The 18,778-nt window shown below is 61.8% G+C and carries 20 protein-coding genes; 5 read left to right on the forward strand and 15 right to left on the reverse strand.

The annotated features are described in order from the left end of the window. Positions 1-58 precede the first annotated feature (58 nt). On the reverse strand, positions 59-1,252 hold the full coding sequence (locus AC1ME3_RS17315; protein ID WP_480954170.1) for an IS91 family transposase: 1,194 nt from the start codon (positions 1,250-1,252) through the stop codon (positions 59-61). 6 nt (positions 1,253-1,258) lie between these two features. Continuing rightward, positions 1,259-2,167: a tyrosine-type recombinase/integrase gene (locus AC1ME3_RS17320; protein ID WP_480954171.1), complete on the reverse strand. Its 909-nt coding sequence runs from the start codon at positions 2,165-2,167 to the stop codon at positions 1,259-1,261. Positions 2,168-2,505: 338 nt separating this feature from the next. Here AC1ME3_RS17320 and AC1ME3_RS17325 point away from each other — a divergent pair, with 338 nt between their 5' ends. Next, positions 2,506-2,718 (forward strand): hypothetical protein, encoded by a 213-nt coding sequence (locus AC1ME3_RS17325; protein ID WP_480954172.1) that lies wholly within the window; start codon positions 2,506-2,508, stop codon positions 2,716-2,718. Here the strand turns inward: AC1ME3_RS17325 and AC1ME3_RS17330 are convergent. Further along, positions 2,708-3,043 carry a hypothetical protein gene (locus tag AC1ME3_RS17330; RefSeq protein WP_480954173.1) on the reverse strand — a complete coding sequence of 112 codons (336 nt, stop codon included), beginning with the start codon at positions 3,041-3,043 and terminating at the stop codon, positions 2,708-2,710. The two genes, AC1ME3_RS17325 and AC1ME3_RS17330, sit on opposite strands and share 11 nt — an antisense overlap. 94 nt (positions 3,044-3,137) lie before the next feature. Here AC1ME3_RS17330 and AC1ME3_RS17335 point away from each other — a divergent pair, with 94 nt between their 5' ends. Further along, the gene (locus AC1ME3_RS17335) at positions 3,138-3,581 is read left to right on the forward strand and encodes a hypothetical protein (RefSeq protein ID WP_480954174.1); all 444 of its coding nucleotides are present in this window, start codon (positions 3,138-3,140) and stop codon (positions 3,579-3,581) included. Between the two features lie 521 nt (positions 3,582-4,102). Here AC1ME3_RS17335 and AC1ME3_RS17340 read toward each other — a convergent pair. Continuing rightward, a complete protein-coding gene (locus AC1ME3_RS17340) occupies positions 4,103-4,972 on the reverse strand; it encodes a LysR family transcriptional regulator (RefSeq protein WP_480954175.1) in 870 nt (289 codons plus the stop codon). Between the two features lie 104 nt (positions 4,973-5,076). Here AC1ME3_RS17340 and AC1ME3_RS17345 point away from each other — a divergent pair, with 104 nt between their 5' ends. Beyond that, the gene (locus AC1ME3_RS17345) at positions 5,077-5,499 is read left to right on the forward strand and encodes a VOC family protein (protein WP_480955865.1); all 423 of its coding nucleotides are present in this window, start codon (positions 5,077-5,079) and stop codon (positions 5,497-5,499) included. A gap of 17 nt (positions 5,500-5,516) precedes the next feature. Next, a complete protein-coding gene (locus tag AC1ME3_RS17350; RefSeq protein WP_480954176.1) occupies positions 5,517-6,533 on the forward strand; it encodes a homoserine dehydrogenase in 1,017 nt (338 codons plus the stop codon). A gap of 590 nt (positions 6,534-7,123) precedes the next feature. On the opposite strand, the gene AC1ME3_RS17355 is transcribed toward AC1ME3_RS17350, so the two are convergent. The 10 genes from AC1ME3_RS17355 to AC1ME3_RS17400 all read right to left on the reverse strand — a co-directional run bounded on the left by AC1ME3_RS17355 (position 7,124) and on the right by AC1ME3_RS17400 (position 16,311). Next, the gene (locus AC1ME3_RS17355; RefSeq protein WP_253069802.1) at positions 7,124-7,285 is read right to left on the reverse strand and encodes a hypothetical protein; all 162 of its coding nucleotides are present in this window, start codon (positions 7,283-7,285) and stop codon (positions 7,124-7,126) included. 174 nt (positions 7,286-7,459) lie between these two features. Then, positions 7,460-8,125, reverse strand: coding sequence for a helix-turn-helix domain-containing protein (locus AC1ME3_RS17360; protein WP_480954177.1), 666 nt, complete (start codon positions 8,123-8,125; stop codon positions 7,460-7,462). Positions 8,126-8,442: 317 nt separating this feature from the next. Then, the gene (locus tag AC1ME3_RS17365) at positions 8,443-9,759 is read right to left on the reverse strand and encodes a CitMHS family transporter (RefSeq protein WP_480954178.1); all 1,317 of its coding nucleotides are present in this window, start codon (positions 9,757-9,759) and stop codon (positions 8,443-8,445) included. Between the two features lie 82 nt (positions 9,760-9,841). After that, positions 9,842-10,507 (reverse strand): YjbE family putative metal transport protein, encoded by a 666-nt coding sequence (locus AC1ME3_RS17370; protein WP_480954179.1) that lies wholly within the window; start codon positions 10,505-10,507, stop codon positions 9,842-9,844. A gap of 58 nt (positions 10,508-10,565) precedes the next feature. Then, a complete protein-coding gene (locus tag AC1ME3_RS17375; RefSeq protein ID WP_480954180.1) occupies positions 10,566-12,182 on the reverse strand; it encodes a porin in 1,617 nt (538 codons plus the stop codon). Positions 12,183-12,307: 125 nt separating this feature from the next. After that, a complete protein-coding gene (locus tag AC1ME3_RS17380) occupies positions 12,308-12,607 on the reverse strand; it encodes a putative quinol monooxygenase (protein WP_426280329.1) in 300 nt (99 codons plus the stop codon). Then, entirely contained in the window at positions 12,604-13,425 is an 822-nt protein-coding gene (locus tag AC1ME3_RS17385) for a hydroxypyruvate isomerase family protein (protein ID WP_480954181.1), read from the reverse strand. Before AC1ME3_RS17385 ends, AC1ME3_RS17380 begins: the two co-directional genes overlap by 4 nt. Then, entirely contained in the window at positions 13,422-14,498 is a 1,077-nt protein-coding gene (locus tag AC1ME3_RS17390; RefSeq protein WP_253069797.1) for an Ldh family oxidoreductase, read from the reverse strand. Before AC1ME3_RS17390 ends, AC1ME3_RS17385 begins: the two co-directional genes overlap by 4 nt. After that, positions 14,495-14,914, reverse strand: a complete 420-nt coding sequence (locus AC1ME3_RS17395) for a cupin domain-containing protein (protein ID WP_253069796.1) — start codon at positions 14,912-14,914, stop codon at positions 14,495-14,497. Before AC1ME3_RS17395 ends, AC1ME3_RS17390 begins: the two co-directional genes overlap by 4 nt. Positions 14,915-14,937: 23 nt before the next feature. Further along, a complete protein-coding gene (locus tag AC1ME3_RS17400; protein ID WP_480954182.1) occupies positions 14,938-16,311 on the reverse strand; it encodes an NAD-dependent succinate-semialdehyde dehydrogenase in 1,374 nt (457 codons plus the stop codon). A 118-nt stretch (positions 16,312-16,429) separates the two neighbouring features. Between AC1ME3_RS17400 and AC1ME3_RS17405 the strand changes: the two genes are divergently transcribed. Continuing rightward, positions 16,430-17,353: a GntR family transcriptional regulator gene (locus AC1ME3_RS17405; protein ID WP_480954183.1), complete on the forward strand. Its 924-nt coding sequence runs from the start codon at positions 16,430-16,432 to the stop codon at positions 17,351-17,353. 643 nt (positions 17,354-17,996) lie between these two features. On the opposite strand, the gene AC1ME3_RS17410 is transcribed toward AC1ME3_RS17405, so the two are convergent. Continuing rightward, positions 17,997-18,731 carry a TetR/AcrR family transcriptional regulator gene (locus AC1ME3_RS17410; RefSeq protein ID WP_480954184.1) on the reverse strand — a complete coding sequence of 245 codons (735 nt, stop codon included), beginning with the start codon at positions 18,729-18,731 and terminating at the stop codon, positions 17,997-17,999. Between the last annotated feature and the right edge of the window lie 47 nt (positions 18,732-18,778).

The raw sequence follows: 18,778 nt of genomic DNA on the forward strand, positions 1-18,778 counted from the left end.
AACATCGTCTCCGCAAGCACGAGTCCTGCGAGATAGATAACTCCTTGGCCGTGCCGGGTCACGACGCCTGTATCCCGGATAACGGCGCAGGAGCCGGTGGAGCGCGGGCCTGGCGCTGGCGAAGGAAGGTCTCGATGACCACCATACGCCCGCCGCAACACGGGCATGGCGGCCGGATGTCGTCCGGTTCGGCTCGTGCGTCGGACGCCGCGGGCGGTGCGCCCCCGAGCAGTTCGCGGGCTCTTTCGAGATGCGCCTTGCGGGTGGCGCCTGCGAGCAGGCCATAGTGGCGGATGCGGTGGAAGCCCTTCGGCAGGACGTGGAGCAGGAAGCGGCGGATGAACTCGTCGGCGGTCAGCGTCATGACCTGCTGGCGGTCGGCGCCACCCCGGCGATAATCTTTATAGCGGAAGGTAACGCCGGTCTGGTCGAAGCGCAGGATCCGGCTGTTCGAGATCGCAACGCGGTGCGTGTAGCGCGACAGATAGGCGAGCACCGTCTCGGGGCCGGCAAACGGCGGCTTGGCGTAGACAACCCAGCGCTTCTTCCTGACCGGGGACAGGTGCCGCAGGAATGCACGCCGGTCGGCGAGGTGCGCGAGCCTGCCGTAGAACGCGAGGCGCCCAGTTTCGTGCAGCAACATCAGCCGGGTCAGGAACAGGCGACGAAACAGCTTACCCAGGACGCGTACCGGCAGGAGGAACGCGGGTCGTGATGACACCCAGCGACTACCGTCGGGCGAAAGTCCGCCGCCTGGGACAATCATGTGGATGTGCGGATGGTGGGTCATTGCCGAACCCCAGGTATGGAGCACCGCGGTGATGCCGATGCGCGCACCCAGATGCTTCGGGTCGGCGGCGATGGTCGTCATCGTCTCTGACGCCGCCTGGAACAGCAGGCCGTAGACCGCCGCCTTGTTCTGCCACGCGACATCGGCAACCTCGGCGGGCAGCGTGAAGACGACATGGAAGTAGCCGACCGGCAGAAGGTCGGCCTCGCGCTCGGCGAGCCACGTGCGTGCCGCTGCGCCCTGGCACCGCGGGCAGTGCCGGTTCCGGCAAGAGTTGTAGGCAACCCGCCAGTGCCCGCAGTCGGTGCAGGCTTCGACGTGACCGCCCATGACGGCGGTGCGGCAGGTCTCTATCGCCGACATCACCTTGAACTGGTCGAGGCTCAGGTGTCCCGCGCGGGCGGCCCGGTACGTAGAACCAGCGGTGCGAAAGATGTCGGCGACCTCGACAGAGGCACGCATTCTCGCTCAGCCGCTGGGCGCTCTCGCTTCCATAGCGGTCATCGCCAGCCTGTCGAACGGACTGGTCACGTTGCGCAGCACCCGGGTGGCGACCTGCGTGTAATAGGCGGTGGTCTCCAGCTTGGCGTGCCCTAGCAGCGTCTGAATGATGCGAACGTCGATTCCGTCCTCGAGCAGGTGCGTGGCGAAACAGTGCCGCAACGTGTGCGGTCCGACCCGCTTGTCGATGCCCGCTGCTTGCCCCGCCTCGACCACCACCCGGTAGATCTGCCGCGTGCTGAGAGGCTTGAGATAGTGCTGACCGGGAAACAGCCACCCATCGACGTGCAATACGCCCTCACGCCGACCCACTCGCCACCACTCCCGCAGCAACGCCAACAGCCCGACCGGGAGCATCGCGTTGCGATACCGCCCGCCCTTGCCGCGCTCGACCCGCAGCAGCATGCGCTCGCTGTCGACGTCGCGCACTTTGAGGGCGGAGACCTCGGCCGCACGCAGTCCGGCGCCATAGGCGACCGACAGCGCCGCCTGATGTTTGAGGCATGTGGTTGCCGCCAACAGCCGCGCCACCTCGTCCTGGCTCAGGACCACCGGCAACTTGCGCACGTGCCGCATGCGGACCAGCTTACGCGCCAGATCGGGCCGGTCGAGCGTCTGGGTAAAGAAGAACCGCAGTGCCGATACGATGGCATTCATGGTCGGCGCAGGCACGCCCAGGTCACACTGCTCGATCTGGAAGCGCCGAACCTCCTCCGCCGTTGCTGTGTCGGGCGAGCGCCCGAGAAACGTCGCGAACCGCCCGACGTCGCGAATGTAGTTCCGATGCGTCTCAGGACCGAAGCGGCGTATGTCCATCTCGTCGATGAGACGTTGGCGTAACGGGCTGACGGCAACAACGGGTATGAGGATGGTCATGGCAGGGCTCCTTTCGTGGAACCCCGATGCTCTGCCTGCTTCCCGTAGCGCTCAACCGATGCGCTACACCCGCGATTTCAATTCAACCGCGCCCCCCACGACACTCCCGCGCAGCGGGTTCGTGCTTCCACCAGGTTTTGCCATAGATGCGGACAGTCCGCAGGAACCTCGACTACGCCGTATACCGTTACAGCTGTCCGTTCCTGCCGCTTCGACATCTCTCCGAACGCGATGCGGTTCTCCATTGAAGAAGCTTCTTTCGCCTGCAGATAGGGTGCATTTTTGCCGAACGACCGCAGCCAACGGGCGTAATTGCCCCCGCCGCCCCCGCGGCGTTTATGATAAAAGGCGACATGCTCAAGACAAGAATGAAGCGGGTCGCCGATCGCGGCGATCACGCCGTGCAGCGGCTTGCCGAGATCGAAGCGTCGATCGCGAACCTTTCCAACGAGGATCTGCTCGATTTGGCCGACATCTTTAAAGCCGAGCCCCGCTCACCAATCGGGGATATGGGATTCGTTGAAATGGCGCGGCGGAATATCAGTCTTTAGAGACCGGTCGGGAACGAATTAGCAGGATCAGGCGACTATTAAGGAGCATCGGGTGCCTTAAGGATCCCCCGCAATTATGCATGATCATCAACGGAGCGACGACGTAGCGATGGTAGCGACTGGTACCAGGATCAATGAGATAGGCACCTTGGTCCGCGATGGCGGAGCCTTCTATCTTCGCCGCGATGTCGGTGGCCGCTACGAGCTGGAATTGCATCGAACCCCCGTAGATCTGGTAGAGAAGCGCGTCCGGCTCATTGGCACATTGGTTGGCGCGGATCTGGTGAACGCTGACGGCGTTGCGCCAGCTTAGTTGGCTGGACATTTGTCCCGTTCAATCGCCAGCCACTGGCCGCAATTCTGATTCAACCTGACTCATTGGCGTTGCGCACAAACCACGAGCGGGCATCATTCATGCCATGGAACAGCGGATCATTCATGCCTGCGGTCATGAGCAGGCTCATCATCTCACCGGCTTTGAAAGCCAGCAGGAACGTAAGGCCAAGTGGCTGAAGACGACTATCTGTCGTGATTGCTTCGTTGCGGAGAAGAAGGCTGAGGAGGTCGCTGCGGCAGCGTCAAGCAGCGCCGCTGTCTCACACCTTGTTCTTCCGCCGCTGACTGGGACCGATCGGCAAATCAGCTGGGCGTCAACGATCAGGAACAAGCGGCTCGCAGCGCTAACCAACTCAAACAGCGACGCCGACTGTAACGCATGCCTTCGGATCACTGATGCCAAATGGTGGATCGATTGCCGCGATGTAGGTGACGTTGATCTTATGGCAGCCGCGAACCGAGCGTCAAACATGCAATGCGTGCCGACGCTCATTCCATCGACTACAAATCCCACGATCGCCCTCTAAAGGCATAGGCCGACCTCGCGATCCACGCCGGTAAGCAAGACGCCTATGTGTGCAAGCAGGGTTTAGAACTTCAGAATGAGGTGTTCAATTTCGCTGTTACCGACCCTGTTTGAACGGGATTTGTGTTCAAATCATATGCTCACTCAGGGTATACCCGGATTGACGCTAAGCACGACGTCCCGCCCTTTTGTGGTAGGTGACGGAAAACCTCTGAATTTTGGTTTCCGCACAATCGGACAAAGCGACAGGGTTTGTCGCATGTGCCGGGGATAGGTTAGAGCAGCCCCCGTCACCTGACCTGCCGCCCGACGACAATCATGTGTTTTCCGACAGTGTGCGGATGGCAGTTGGCGCTAGAGAGCTGGTAAACCGTTACCAGCCCCACCCCCCTAAAAATACGATCTAAACCACGTGCGAATTGGCGACTGGGACGGCACGGTTGATCACGAACGTCCGCTTTCATACAACGGCTGGCATTTCGAGATAGGTTGCTTCCGGCGGGTCGTTGAATGGGATTGACTTCAGTCCCGTCTTGCGTCCACGAGGCGGCCGATCAGGGCATCTACTTCGGTCGTGGATCCTAGCGTCTGATGAACGACGCCGATCTCGCGTCGGGGCGCGTCGGCACCGAGCAGGATACGCCGAACGCGGTTCGGCGATAGCTCCAACCCCTCCGTGATGGGGACGATCGCACACCCGATCCCGCTTTCCACAAGCGCGACCATAGCTTGGATCTCGTCAGCTTCGAGCCATTCCTGTGGAAGGACACCCTCCCGACGAAGGAAGCGATCCACCTGCCGACCGCCGAAGGAGGAACGATCGTAACGTATGAACGGCCACGTCGCGACGATCGCTCGCCAGTCCTGATCCTCATCGACCATCCGCGGCGCCAGCAGGGCATAGTCCTCCGTGACCAAGGGGACCCAGGCGAGGTTCGATGGAAGATCGAAGGCCGGACGGATAACGATGGCAAGCTCAAGCTCGCCAGCATCGACCCTGTCCAGAAGCTGCAGCGAGACACCGGGCACCAGATGGATGCGGCAGGTGGGGAACTTCGCCCCGAACGATACGAGCGCCCGCGCGACGAGCGTCGTCTGAACTGAGGCGATGGCGCCGATCCGTAGATGCCCGCCCGTCTCCTCGTGGCGAACTGGGTCTGCCAAAGCGTCGAACGCCGCGACGAGGTCCTCGGCACGTTCCAAGACACGGACGCCGGCAGCGTTCAAGCGCGCCGATCGGCCTGTGCGCTCGAACAAGAGGAAGCCCAGGGCATCCTCCAGGCGGCGGATGTGTCCGCTCACGGCCGACTGTGTGAGACCAAGCCGCTGTCCCGCGGCGGCGAACGTGCCGTTCCGTGCCACGGCGATAAGAGTACGAAGTTCCGGAATCATCGTGATTGATGAGATATCGCGTTGCTCACGTTCACGATATACCGTTTTTCATGATGCCGGGTGATTTGGTATGGCAATGACGTCACGCAATCAGGATGCTGCCGATGTCTGTCATTCCACCTTTCCACCTGGCATTTCCCGTCGACGATCTCGACAGGGCGCGCTCCTTCTACGGCGACCTGCTCGGGTGTCCCGAAGGTCGCAGTTCGGTCGATTGGGTCGACTTCGATTTCTACGGACATCAGATCGTCGCTCACCTCGCACCGCATGAGACTTGTGCCGTATCGGCCAACGCAGTCGATGGTCATGACGTGCCTGTCAGGCATTTTGGCGTCGTGCTGCCGATGGGGGATTGGCAGGCCGCTGCCGAACGGCTGACGGCAGCCGGCGTCGATTTCATCATAAAGCCCTATACACGCTTCAAAGGTGAGCCCGGCGAGCAGGCGACTATGTTCTTCAAGGATCCGAGCGGCAATGCCGTCGAGATGAAAGCTTTCGCTGATCCTTCCAACCTGTTCGCGAAGTGAGCCGGCGGGAAGGGGATATGCGCGAGTGTCGCGTCGCCATCGTGGGCTTCGGCGGGGTCGGCAGGGCCGTGGCGGAAATGCTCCTGTCCCGTCGCGAGCGTTACCGACAATTTTATCGGACCGACGTGAGGCTGGTTGCCGCCTGCGGATCGCGATCGGGCATCAGCGACCGTGCCGGGTTGGAATTGGATCGTCTGAAGTCGTTTGAGACGGGGGCATCTGGCCCCGACTTCATCCGTGCAAGTGGTGCAGACGTGCTGATCGAAGCCGGACCAAGCGACTTCCGCACGGGGGGACCCGGCCTGGCGTACATCGCGTCTGCCCTGTCGGCAGGGAACGATGCGATCGTCATCTCCAAGGGTGCGCTAGTCCATAGCGGACGGCACCTGCGCGATCTCGCGCGTGCGTCGGGCGCGAGGCTCAAGATCAGCGGGGCGACAGCAGCCGCGCTTCCGACGATCGACCTGCTGGACTATGCGCTGCGGGGCTGTTCGATCCTGCGGATCGAGGGCATACTCAATGCAACGACCAATCACCTCCTGCATGCCATGTCGTCGGGCGGCATGGGGTTCGCAGAGTCGTTAGCCGAAGCGCAGGATGCCGGTTTTGCCGAAAGCGATCTGCGCAACGATATCGAAGGCTGGGACACCGCCTGCAAGCTGCTGCTTCTCGCCAACTTTGGATTGGATGCAGATCTGACGATGGAGGACGTATCCGTTGAAGGCATCCAGTCGATCTCAGAAGCTCGGATTGCGGCATGGCGCGCGGAAGCGCTGGTACCCAAGCTCGTCGGCCGCATCTGGTATGAGGGCGGGACGGCACGCGCCAGCGTCGGCGTCCAGGCCCTCGATCAGGCCGACCCGCTTGCCCACGTCACCGACAATAACAAGGCGATTCGGATCACCACCGATTTCATGGGCGATGTCGTGGCCATGGGGGGAGGATCGGGGCCGACCGCCACGGCGGCAGCGGCCCTCAAGGATCTCGAACATATTCTCGCGGATCGTCTCTTGGCGGCTGAGTGGAAAGACTGACCGCTATCAGCAAGGGCATAGTGCAGAGGCGTCGGGCTTTGCTGGCGGGTTGGAAGCGGGCAGGAACTATGCTCACGACTTGGTCCGGCGGGCAGCAGGGAGGCTGGTGCGCGTTGCTGCAAAGGGAGGGCGAGGGAGAAGGTCACTGCGTTCTCGGAATCGAACGCATCTCGGGAACGACAGGGTTGGAAAGAAAGCAGACGGGCAGCTTTATGGTGCAGTGCAGTAGCTAGCCAACCCAACCGACATTGAGATCGATGGGGAAAATGTTAATCGATACGCGATGTGCGCAGGCCCTCACCCGATCTCTGTGGCTCACGCTCAAGGCATGGAGCCAGGAAAATCGGGGATGACCCCATTGGATTGCCCCTGCCCTATTTCGAATTATGCAGCCTGCCAAGCGTGGTTGGCGGGCTACAGCGTGGCACTGCTTGCTACCCGAGCCCCCCAAACCCGCAATGCAGACGGATCGGGTAGCATCGACGGCGGCTGCTCGACTTGACGCTGATCGGGGACGCGATTTCCCTGACATGGAAGGGCACGTAGCCCGTTCGTTCCTGGTGTGGCAGCGACAGCTTTCGTCGAACGGCTCACTGCGGAACGTCGGGCGTCAGGTTATCCAGTGGCTGGACGATGTAGAGGGCGAGAACATCATGCCCCTCCATCCTATCGGCTATTGCCAGCGCTTCGAGTAGAAGGGCTTTGAGTTTGTCGTGTTGTTCAAGAGCCATTATTTTGGCCTCCTGTCTCATGCCCGACGCGCGGCGTAACGAGTAGCGGGCGCAATCTAGATCAGGGAAGCCTAGCCGCTGCTATCAATATAAGGCTAATCCGAGTTAAGTTTGTCGCCCTCGAATTTCGTCGGCAAAGGCTGCAATCGGCTCGCTGGACCCAGTAAGACACGCCGGTGCGTTCCCACGTGTACTTTAAGCCAGCATCATCGCCCCATCGGGTGCCTCATAGACCGTAGCGAGCATTGCCTCCACTCGGTCCATTCCCGATTGGGTCAGTCGGAGGTCGATCGTCGCGTCCTGTTCCCACTCAACGATTCCGCGCTGCTGCAACACTGTGACCCATCGGGCGGCGGTTGAGCTTGCGATGCCTGCATATGTCGCGATCTCCCCCAGGCCGATACTACGGCCCTCGGCTTCGGCTAGATAGATCCCGATGAGCACCGATCCGATCGGATCGGTGCTCAGATCGGCGCCGAAAAGCCTGATGCGAGCATCATGGACATGACGTATCCGAAGGGCTGCCTCCCATAGTCTGGCCGGAGGCGGGTCCCGACCGCTCTCGCGCCAAAACAGGGTGCTTATCAAACGGTCAGGGCATGAGAAGCGCGTGACCAGTAGATTTGCCGCGATGGAGGTGCCGTCGGGCAGCAGGTATCGCTTCTGCAAGCGGATGGGCGCAGCACCTTCCGTCAATGCCGCTAGCATGTCGGCGCTTCGTTTCAGGTCCCGGGGATCGGTGATCTGCCGATAGGATGTCCCGATCACTTCCTCCTCTGGGCGACACAGCAGATCAAGGAAGCCCTGGTCTGCCTGCAGTATGATTCCTTCGAGCGATGATACGCAATGCGCTGCAGGCAATGGTGCCCCCTGATGATTTTAAGATTTAACATATATCAGCCTCAACTCGGTACGACTAGAAAGAGTAGGAGATGGGCTACGGTAATCCTGCGCTCCCCGTGCTTACAGTTGGGGCGTGGCGACCAGTTGACGGGTGATGACAGCTACGCAACCGCGCTCCACAGTTGCACGTGGTGTCACCGATGCAATGCTCGCCGCCTATATCCCTGTAAATAATCAGGTTTAGCAGATGCTTCTGGGACTGGCGTTCTATTGCTCGAGCCGTAGAGCTTCGCCGCCATCGGGAAATTGTGATAACCGCGGTCTGTCTACGCCGCTCAAAACCAAGGCACGGCCCCGGTAATACCGGCTGATACAAACATGACGGCGCATAACAGGACGCTCCACTTGAGACTGAAGCGCTGATGCGCGCCGAGCTCGACTTTCGACAGGCCGATCAGCACATAGAGCGCGCCCACCAGCGGGCTGAGCTGGTGAACCGGTTGGCCGAGCAGAGATGCGCGGGCAATCACATCGGCACCGATGCCATAGCTTTGAGCTGCCTTCGCGAGGACCGGGACGACCCCGAAGTAGAAGGCGTCGTTCGACAGGAAGAAGGTGAACGGCATGCTCAGGAACGCGGTCATGAGCGGCAGGAAGCGCCCGCCACCGTCGGGGATTATATAGATGACGCTCTTTGCCAAGGCGTCGGTCATGCCCGTTCCGGACAGCACGCCTGTGAACACGCCAGCGGCGAAGATGACCGACACGACATTCATCACGTTGGACGAATGCGCATCGATACGCGCCCGCTGATCCCTGACTTTGGGAAAATTGACCGTCAGCGCGATCGCGAACGCCAGCATGAAGAGCAAGGCGAGCGGCATGATGTCGAGAACGAGGACGGCCATCAGCGACACCGTCAGCGCAAGGTTGAAGCGCTGCAACCATACCGGTCGATCGACGACCGCACGCACCGGAACGTCCTCAAGTTCGCCGGAACCGGCTTTCTGGGCAGAGCCGCCTTTCACGGTATCTACCAGGCCGAGGCGACGTCGCTCGGTGAGGCCGAGATAATACGCTATGCCCAACGCTGCGAGGCATGTGATGAAGACCGTCGGGGCGAGCGGTACGAACACATCGGACGGACTCAGCTTGAGCGACGACATCACGCGCACGGTCGGACCACCCCACGGGGCGATGTTGAGGATGCTGTTCGGCAGCATCGTCACCGCCGGTAGGATCATCGGATTGATGCCGAGCCGCCGATGCAGCGGCATCATCGCGGTGACGCAGATCATGTAGGTGGTCGAACCGTCGCCATCGAGCGAGACCACCATCGCGAGCATCGCCGAACCTACGATCACCCTCACGGGGTCGCCATGACAGATGCGGACCACGAACCGCACGAGCGGATCGAACAGGCCCACGTCGATCATCAACCCGAAATACAGGATCGCGAAGAGCATCAGGGCGGCGGTGGGCACGATCGTCTTGAGGCCGTCGATCGCCATGTCCGGGATCTGCGGCGTGAAGCCCGCCATCGCCGCGAAGGCGATGGGGATGACGATCAGCGCGATGAGCGCCGACAGACGGTTAGTCATGATCGCCGCCATGAAAACAGCGACCATGAGATACGCTAGGACGGTCAGCATGAGGTATCTCCTCGGATCGGGCCGGTTGCGACCCGAGCGCGTGTTTTGAGTGTCTTGGCCCCACCGAGCAGCCCGATCCCGTTCATGAGAACAGCGTGCCGAGACCGGTGATGGGGGCGTACCAGCCATCGACGATCATCCTGCCCGCGACATAGAGGATGACGAAAAGACCGATGTAGGCGACCCAGTGGTAACGCCCGATCACGCGCGCCAGCAGGTTGGCGGCAAGACCCATGAGAGCGACCGACAGCATCAGCCCGACTATAAGAATGCCGGGGTGGGCGCGGGCGGCGCCGGCGACCGCCAGAACGTTGTCGAGGCTCATGCTCACGTCGGCGATCGCAACGGACCATGCGGCGGCTGCGAAGCTCTTCGGAACGGAAACGCCGTCCTGATTGATCAAGGCTTCGTCTTCGGCGGCGCCGCCGGCGGAGGCCAATTCGCGCCACATCTTCCACGCCACCCATACGAGCAGCAGCCCACCTGCGAACACCAAGCCGACGACCTGCATGAGTTGCGTGATCGCCAGCGCGAACACGATGCGCAGAACGAGCGCCGCGGCGATGCCGATCATGATGACCTTTCGGCGTGACGTCGGCGGTAGTCCGGCGGCAAGCGCGCCGACGACGATCGCGTTGTCCGCGGCCAGCATCACGTCGATGAGAATGACCTGTCCGAACGCTGCCAGAGCGGCGCCCGATCCGAGGTTCGCGAAGTCATCGTGGATATGGGTCCAGAGCTCGATCATGGGTCGTCCCGTTCGATGCTGTGCTGTGAAGTCGGCAGGACGTGCTGAAACACGGCCATCAGAAGCTGACGGAGATGCGCGTGGCGTAGGTCTCGCCGTCGTCGGGGCCGATGTAGGCGCCGCCCTGGTTGTCGGTGTTCCAATGCGTCGCGTTGAACATGACCCGAGTGAAGGAGTTCAGATACCAGTTCACGCCCAAGGTCGTTTCCCACCCTTCGCCGGGGGTGGGAATGTTGGAGAAGCGCAGCGTTTCGTAGCGGGCGGTCAATTCGATAGCCCCTGTGCCGCCGTTGAAGACCGGTCGCTTCACGTCGGGCTGATCGAACTGCCCGGTACGAGGGTTGTAGGGCGGCAGTTCGCCTGTCAGAAAATAGCCACCCGACAGGCTCGACGCCCTGGTCTGGAACGAGGGCGCGTCCAGGCGCCGTGCAGTACGATGGCCAGTCTCGCCCATGATCCAGAGCGGACCCAAATACCCGCCGAGTTCGGCGCCGTACCCCGTCGTCCCCGTGCCACCGTCCAGCGCCCCCGTCTGGACCCGCAGGGCACCATTGAACCGGCCACCGATGACGGTGCCGCGCGTCAGGTTGCGTTGCGCGGACGAGAGATGCTCGTCGAACATCCAGGCCCCGACATGGACGATGTTTCCGTCGTTCTTGACCGGATTCCAGTGGCCACGCACGATGACCGTTCGTCCATCGGCCACGCGCTGATCGCCGTCGATGCGGTCGCCGGTAAGCTGCGTCGAGAAGTGCCAGGTGGGTCCGAAGATCCTCACCTGACCGCCCAAGCCGTAGTAGCCGCGTTGCGGTACGATGGCGTTGGCGACGACGTTGCGATCGTGGAACGGCGTGGAGTCCGACCCGGTGATGCCTTCGAAGCTGCGGTCGTTGACCAGGTGACCGAGACGGATGTCGTAGTCCAGCTTGTCGAACAGGTGGTTGCGCCACCCCACATAGGCCGTGACGACGTCAGCGGTGTTCTCCGAGAAGTCCATCTCGAACTGGTAGATGAAATGCGTACCGACGGCGCCCTCGATGCCGAGACGTAGCGCGCGCGCGCCCGTGGTCGTGATGTTGCGTCCGTCATAGCGCGAGCCCACCGTCGAGCTGACATCTTCGATTATCCGGCCGCGGGGCTTGAACGAGAAGCTTCCGTCCGCCGACCTGAAGATCGGCGCGCCTGCACCCCATTTCGTGGTGACCCCGGCCGGATTGGCAGCGGCGAGAGCGCGGGCCATCGCGACCGAGGCATCGGCGGGTCCCGGCGGGACAAGCTGCGGTGCGAAGGGGACCAGCCCGGATCCGGCCGGCAGGCCCTGCATGGCCGGTGTAGCTTCCGTGGCAACTCGTGCCTGAGCAGTCATGGCAGCGGGTGCAGGTCCAGGTTGCTGGCGAGTCGCAGCATGTTCGACTGCATTGGCTTCGATCGCATCGAGGCGAGCCTTCATCGTCTCGAGCTCTGCTGCCTGTCGAGCCAGCAGATCCTTCTGCTCCCGGACCACGACGAGGAGGTCGTTGCGGTCGTTGGCGTTGTTCTGCGCGTAGGCGGGGGCAGCCAGGACGACGAGGCTTGTCGCCGCAACTCCGCAGAAAGCCTTCAGATCTCCACGCGGGCGGCGCGCGCGCCGGTGTGGAAAGTCAGGATGAAGCGTGTTCGAATGTGCGATCTTCATGGCAAAGCTCTCCTGATCGCCGTCTTCGTCTTGATGCGAAGTCGACGTATCGTCGTGTAGGGTCGTGGATCGGCCTGCAGTCTGCGCAGGCCCGGTTCGGCATGATCGGGGCTAGATGCCCCGGCTCAGAATCCCGTCAGCACCAGTTCGACATGATAGACTTCCGGGGGTTCGGCAAAATGCGGTGCGGTGAGCGCACGCCATTCGGCAAACCCCTCGGTCGCGCGGAAGGTCACCATGTGATCTTCGACGCTGTCCCAGCCCACCACCAACCGGTAGGCGAGCGGGTCCTCGATGGTTCGCTCGAGTCTGAAGCTGCGGCAGCCCTTGGCCACCTTGAAATGCCACTCGGCGGCTTTCACCGCGGCTTCGAAAGCCTGCTTCGAGTCAGGCTTGATCCTGATATGCGCGATTTCGTGGATCATGTGCGGGTCTCCCGATCGATGGTCGGTTCCAGTGGCGTGATGCGATCATAATTGTCGGCCCAGGCCAGGCCTTCGGCAGTGCCGGCCGCAGGCACGTATTCAAGGCCGATCACACCGGCGTAGCCGACCGTCGCCAAGGCCTCGAAAAAGGCGGGGAAGTCGATCGTGCCGCTGCCCGGTTCGTGCCGGCCGGGATCGTCGGCGATCTGTACGTGGCGGAACGCCCTCCCCCATTCCCGCGTGAACTGCGCGAGATCGACGTCGCTCTGCGCGGCATGGAAGGCGTCGAAGGTCATGAACAGGTTGTCCCTCGCGACTGCGGCGATCGCTTGGGTGGCCTTGTCCGGGTGGTTCATGAAGTAGCCGGCGAGCGTGCCGGCCCCGATCGGCTCGATGTTGACCGTCAGGCCAGCGCGGGCAGCCAGGTCGCAGCTATACGCGACGTTGCGGATGTAGACGTCCCAACTTTCCGCGTCGCTTCCACCCTGCGTCGGTACGCCCGACATCGGGTGGATGTACCGGGTGCCGAGGACCAGTGCGTAGGCGATCGCCTCATCCACACTGGCGCGAAAGTCTGCTTCGCGCCCGACCATCGCGGCCAGACCCTTTTCACCGGGATCGCCCATCGGCGTGGCGATCTGGACCATGTGCAGGTCGTTGAGCTTGCACAGGTCAGAGGCTTCGTCGGGTGCAAGCGCGTAGGGCGCCGGGTGTTCGACGAACCTGAAGCCACAGCGCGAAGCAGCGGCAAAGCGATCGCGCAGCGCATGTTCCGTGAACAGGTAGCCCAGATGGGCGCAAAGCGGGAATCTCGTCACGGCGCGAAAGGCAGCGCGTCGAGACAGTCCCAGTCCTTCGCCAACGTCGCGAGGTCCGTCAACGTGTCCTGCGGAAGTGCCAGACCAGTTTCGAGAAGCCGCACCTCGCTGCGCGCTTCGAGTTCGCCAGGGTAGAATATCTCGTCGTGGCCGGCGGCCAGCGGCGTAGCCTTCAGTTCAGCGATCATCTGCTCCATGCGCTCGGCGAACTCGCCCTGGGTCTGGAACGCCTCGATATCGAGCGCGATCATCATGTGCCCCGCCCCCCCGGGCTTTTCCGTCTGATAGGGTCCGTTGACGCGGGTTCCGAACTGGCTGCCGCTGAGCACGCCCGAAAGCATATCCATCATCACCGCGATCCCGTAGCCCTTGTGGCCAGCCATCGGCAACGTGACGCCGCCAAGTGCGGCGACTGGATCGGTGGTCGGCTGGCCATCGGCATCCAGAGCCCAGCCGAGCGGGATCTGAACGCCCTTCTGCCGTGCGAGATAGATCTTGCCGCGCGCCACGCCCGTATTGGCGATATCCAACACCATCGGCGGCAGGGACCCTGCGGGAGCCGCCCATGACCATGGATTGGTGCCCACGGTCTTGCTGCGCCCGCCCCACGGCGGCATCGCCGGGCTGGCGTTGGTCGAGAGGAATGCGACGCAGCCGGCCCGAGCAGCCATGAGCGTGAAATACATCGCGGTGCCGAAGTGGTTGGAGTTCCGCACCGCCACCGCGGCGATGCCGTGCGCCTTGGCACGGTCGATCGCGAGTTCGGTCGCACGGGCGGTCGAGACCTGACCCATCGCGTCGTGGCCATCGAGAACCAGGACGGCGCCGGAATCCATCACAAGTTCCGGCACCGCGTCGGCGATCACGGCTCGTGACGCCAACCGCCCAACATACCAGGGCAGGCGCATGACGCCGTGGGTCTGATGACCCCACAGATCCGCCTTGACGAGCGTGTCCGCTGCCAGATGCGCATCGTCGCGCATCATTCCCGCACGCTCGTAGATGAGCGCCGCGAACCGGGTCAGAGCGTCCGCTTCCACGATCGGGGACGTCTCGCGCTGAGCCACGGTCATCGTCCGCCGTGCTCATCGTCGATACGACGCGTCTCGCCCGTGGCGACGAGAGTGCGGTCGGCATCGATGGAGCCATACACCCAGAAGATCCGCATCTTCGCGGTCGCCGACGTGTTTCGGAAGAAGTGGTGGATGCCGGCGGGAATGAAGGTGGTGTCGCCGGGTTCGACGCGCTGCTCGATCCCATCGATCGTCGCGATCGCCTCGCCTTCGAGCAACATCACGCTTTCTTCGCAGTTGTGATAGTGCAGCGGTACCGCGCATCCCGGGTCAAACTCGGTGATGCCGTTGATGAAGGCGGTAGCGCCGATCCCCGACCGGACGAGCGGATAGGTCCGCACACCGCCGCCCCGGTCCTTCGGTGTGATCTCCGAAGGACGCAGCACGAGCGGACTGGCTGTGGTTGCATTCGACATGGCATTCTCCTGACGACTCGAGGTCAGCCCTGCGCGGGGCCGATCCAGACGGTCTTGATGTTGGTGAATTCGCGCATTCCGATGATGCCCAGCTCACGGCCGTAGCCCGAGCGCTTGATGCCGCCGAAGGGCAGGCGGGGGTCGGAGGCGACGATGCCGTTGATGAACACCGCTCCGGCATCGATGCGCTTGGCGAGAGCGCGGGCCCTCGCCGTGTCGGCTGTCCAGATCGACGCGCCGAGCCCGAACTCGGTGTCGTTGGCGATCCTTATGGCTTCGTTCTCGTCCTTCACCCGGATGATCGCTGCGACCGGACCGAAGGTCTCCTCTCGGGCTGCCGTCATCTCTTGCGTGACGTGGTCGATGATCGTCGGCGCATAGTAGAAGCCGGGTCGATCGAGCGGGGTACCACCGGTGACCAGGGTCGCCCCCTGCCCCAACGTATCCTTCACCTGGCGGTCCAACTCGTCGCGAAGGTTGGCGCGCGCCATCGGGCCGATCTGCGTGGCGCGATCCTTCGGGTCGCCGATCACCAGCGCCTCGACGTTGCGCTTGAACGCGGCGACGAACGCATCGGCAACGCTGTCATTGACGATGAATCGCTTCGCGTTGACGCAGCTCTGCCCGACATTGGTGTAGCGCGCCTTTACCGCCATCGCCGCGGCCGTCGCGATGTCTGCATCGGCCAGCACGATGAACGGATCTGAGCCGCCCAGTTCCAGAACCTGCTTCTTCAGCGCCTTGCCCGCCTGCGACGCTACGATCGTTCCGACGTGCGTCGAGCCTGTCAGCGTCACGGCGGCGATCCGATCATCGGCGATCAACCCGGCCACCTCGCCAGGTTGCAGCAGCAGCACCTTCGCAAGACCGTCCGGGCACTCAGCCTTGTCCAATATGTCCTGAATAAGCATCGCGCATTGCGGCACGTTATTCGCGTGCTTGAGGATCGTGCCGTTGCCCGCAGCAAGGGCCGGCGCGGCAAAGCGGAAGAACTGCCACAGCGGATAGTTCCAGGGCATGATCGCCAGGATCACACCCAGAGGTTCATAGCTCAGAAGACTCTCGGACGCGTTCGATGCGATGGCCTCGTCGGCGAGATAGGCCGCAGCGTGTTCGGCATAGAAGTCGCAATTCATCGCGCACTTCTCGACTTCACCTTCGGCCTCGGCGATCGGCTTGCCGACTTCCAGGGCGATCAGTTCGGCATAGCGCGACAGATCGGCGCGAAGCACCCGAGCGATACGGCGCAGCAACTCGACCCGATCTTCGATGGCAACCTGACGCCAGACCTTCTGCGCCTCGACCGCCTGAGTCAGCGCTGCTTCGACGAACGCGGGGTCATGGTCCTTCAGACGTGCGAGTTCGTCGCCGGAAGCCGGATTGATCGAGAGCTGCATTGGAATCCTCGAGTGTTTGCACCTGCCCGCATACTGCGACCTGGTATTATGTAGCGAAACTATACCTACAAACAGACCTGGTATTGCGCAAGCACAAAATACCAGCGATGGTCATTCGATGAAAACCACCGCATTATCGACGCAGCTTGCGGCGCAGATCACCGATCTGATCGCATCAGGCATATTGAAGGTAGGGGAACGGGTAACGGAGCGCGGTTTGGCGGAGCGTCTGCGGGTGTCGCGCTCGCCGGTGCGTGGCGCGCTCTCGGTACTTCGCGTGCAGGGCCTCGTCGAAGAAGCGGACGACGGCAGCACACGGATCGCGCCGACGTTGCAAGATACGGTGCCGAAGTCCATCATAGCAGCGCCTGCTGCAGATGATGAGCAGGTGTATTTCCAGATCGCGGACGACCGACTCAACGGCAAGCTCCCCGATCGCCTGACCGAAAGCGAGTTCCTACGTCGCTATCCCGTCACGCGCGGAAAGCTCGGTCATATCCTGAGACGAATGGTCGAAGAGGGATGGATCGCACGTCTGCCGGGAAATGGCTGGGAATTCCTACCCGTCCTCACGTCGCTGGAGGCGTATGACGACAGCTACCGGTTCCGATTGCTGATCGAACCAGCGGCGATCCTTGAGCCGCGCTTCGCGCTCGACACAGAGATCCTGCAGGTTGTCCGCCAGCAGCAGCAGTGGTTGATCGACGGCGCGATCCACGACGTCAGCGACATAACACTGTTCGAGTTGAACACCGGGCTTCACCAGGCGATCGCGGGTTGCAGCCGCAACACCTTCTTCATCGATTCGCTCAGGCGGATCGATCAGTTGCGCAGACTGATAGACTACAAGCAGATGCTCGACCGGAACACGGCGAAGGGCCGGTGCCGTGAGCATGTTCACATGGTGGATCTCCTTCTGACGGATCGCAGGCAGGAGGCGTCTGACTACATGCGCGCCCATCTTTCCTCACTTGCGATATTGAAAAGCAGAGCAAGGGCGGAAGTCGTCGTCGGGCCATCGAACCCGGATTTGCAAGGCTGATTCCAAATGTTTCGAGCGTCATCTAGGCGCCGAACTGCTGGTTGTAGTTCATGACTGCCCGAGCCCCGTCTGATCAAGCCGCTCGACCACCAACAACCGTCTCAATTGCACAGAGTGCGCAGCGGCGTTCCTTTCCTGGTACTCCGCTAGACCTTCTGCAAGCCTTGTCGACGCTTCACGTGCTGGCGACGAGCCGGGAGCCGCTTCGCACCGCGGGGGAGCGAGTCGTCAGGCTTGAGACGCTCGCGGCTCCGTCAGGCGACGGACCGATATCCGTGAACTCATCACGCGCTGGATTTCCGAAAATATTATTAATTTCGAGAAAGCGACGCGGTCAGTGTGAGGAGGCTCGCCGCCTCAACTCCCCCCTGACCCTGGGCAAGAACAAGTGGCCGGAACCGGGGAGCCGGATCGACGCTCTGAGCGGCGTCTTCTGCCTTCCGCGATGCTTTGCCTGCGCTGGACCACCACAAAAACGAAGCCTGCATGTGAGAGCTGCACGCTCAAGCCGGCGGCAGTCGGAGCATCAAGTAGATTGTAGAGCGTCATCATGCAGCAATGAGCGTCGTCCCACCAATCGACAGTAACGGTCGCTCCACATATCATGCTGATAGTCGGCCTTTCTCCGATCAGCTACCATTTATCAAATCGGAGGCATTTCAGGCTTGTCGTACTTGGCGACAAGCGCGGCGTAAGCACTGGAAAATAGCTGAACGCTTGAACGCAGCACGTTGTCGTAATCTGCTGAGCTGCACTTTCCTTTAGAGATCCGGTTGATTCTGCCTGTTTGGGCCATCGAAAACGTTAAAGATCCCAAAAGATGATGGGCAAACCAGAACAGTTCTTCATCAGGTACGTTCCCAATCTGACGCATGATTTCCAAGAAGCGCTGAACGACGTCGTCGAAATGCTTGTCCATGTAGAATGCGCCACAAAAGCGGGTCGTGTTCGTCATGCCTATCAAGGACATGAAATTCGACCAGCCTTCCCCAAGCGAGAACACATGATCGAAGATCGGCCTCAGAAAAGCATCAATCGCCCCGGCAGCTTCCAGATTACCCGAATTCGTCGACTCGTAGTCATTCAGAACCTGGATGCGGATCGGATTCAGAATGGATGCCCGACGAGACCAGACGGCTTCGAAGATATTCTCCAAGCCATCAAAATAATAGTTGATGAGTGCCGGCGTCACCCCGGCAGCCGATGCGATCGCCTTGATCGTGACACCGTCTCTACCATGATACGCAAAAAGCGTTTCGGCCTCGTCCAAAATGACCTGGATAGTTGCCTCTCGCCGCTCGGCTTGCGTGCGAACCGGTGTGCGGGTTCGGCGAACCTTATTCGGGAGCGGAGTTGCGATGTCCTTAGCGGGTGTCATTCGCCCGTCGTAGTTCAGTCGCGTGGCTATTGCGACCCGGGATGCCC

The organism is Sphingomonas sp. BL2, from assembly GCF_056680015.1.

Bases quoted from the DNA above. Each gene is read 5' to 3' on its own strand.
- AC1ME3_RS17315 (WP_480954170.1), bottom strand. From the start codon at position 1,252: ATGCGTGCCTCTGTCGAGGTCGCCGACATCTTTCGCACCGCTGGTTCT.
- AC1ME3_RS17400 (WP_480954182.1), bottom strand. From the start codon at position 16,311: ATGCAGCTCTCGATCAATCCGGCTTCCGGCGACGAACTCGCACGTCTG.
- AC1ME3_RS17395 (WP_253069796.1), bottom strand. From the start codon at position 14,914: ATGTCGAATGCAACCACAGCCAGTCCGCTCGTGCTGCGTCCTTCGGAG.
- AC1ME3_RS17345 (WP_480955865.1), top strand. From the start codon at position 5,077: ATGTCTGTCATTCCACCTTTCCACCTGGCATTTCCCGTCGACGATCTC.
- AC1ME3_RS17390 (WP_253069797.1), bottom strand. From the start codon at position 14,498: ATGACCGTGGCTCAGCGCGAGACGTCCCCGATCGTGGAAGCGGACGCT.
- AC1ME3_RS17365 (WP_480954178.1), bottom strand. From the start codon at position 9,759: ATGCTGACCGTCCTAGCGTATCTCATGGTCGCTGTTTTCATGGCGGCG.
- AC1ME3_RS17330 (WP_480954173.1), bottom strand. From the start codon at position 3,043: ATGTCCAGCCAACTAAGCTGGCGCAACGCCGTCAGCGTTCACCAGATC.
- AC1ME3_RS17350 (WP_480954176.1), top strand. From the start codon at position 5,517: ATGCGCGAGTGTCGCGTCGCCATCGTGGGCTTCGGCGGGGTCGGCAGG.
- AC1ME3_RS17380 (WP_426280329.1), bottom strand. From the start codon at position 12,607: ATGATCCACGAAATCGCGCATATCAGGATCAAGCCTGACTCGAAGCAG.
- AC1ME3_RS17370 (WP_480954179.1), bottom strand. From the start codon at position 10,507: ATGATCGAGCTCTGGACCCATATCCACGATGACTTCGCGAACCTCGGA.
- AC1ME3_RS17410 (WP_480954184.1), bottom strand. From the start codon at position 18,731: ATGACACCCGCTAAGGACATCGCAACTCCGCTCCCGAATAAGGTTCGC.
- AC1ME3_RS17335 (WP_480954174.1), top strand. From the start codon at position 3,138: ATGGAACAGCGGATCATTCATGCCTGCGGTCATGAGCAGGCTCATCAT.
- AC1ME3_RS17375 (WP_480954180.1), bottom strand. From the start codon at position 12,182: ATGAAGATCGCACATTCGAACACGCTTCATCCTGACTTTCCACACCGG.
- AC1ME3_RS17320 (WP_480954171.1), bottom strand. From the start codon at position 2,167: ATGACCATCCTCATACCCGTTGTTGCCGTCAGCCCGTTACGCCAACGT.
- AC1ME3_RS17405 (WP_480954183.1), top strand. From the start codon at position 16,430: ATGAAAACCACCGCATTATCGACGCAGCTTGCGGCGCAGATCACCGAT.
- AC1ME3_RS17325 (WP_480954172.1), top strand. From the start codon at position 2,506: ATGATAAAAGGCGACATGCTCAAGACAAGAATGAAGCGGGTCGCCGAT.
- AC1ME3_RS17340 (WP_480954175.1), bottom strand. From the start codon at position 4,972: ATGATTCCGGAACTTCGTACTCTTATCGCCGTGGCACGGAACGGCACG.
- AC1ME3_RS17355 (WP_253069802.1), bottom strand. From the start codon at position 7,285: ATGAGACAGGAGGCCAAAATAATGGCTCTTGAACAACACGACAAACTC.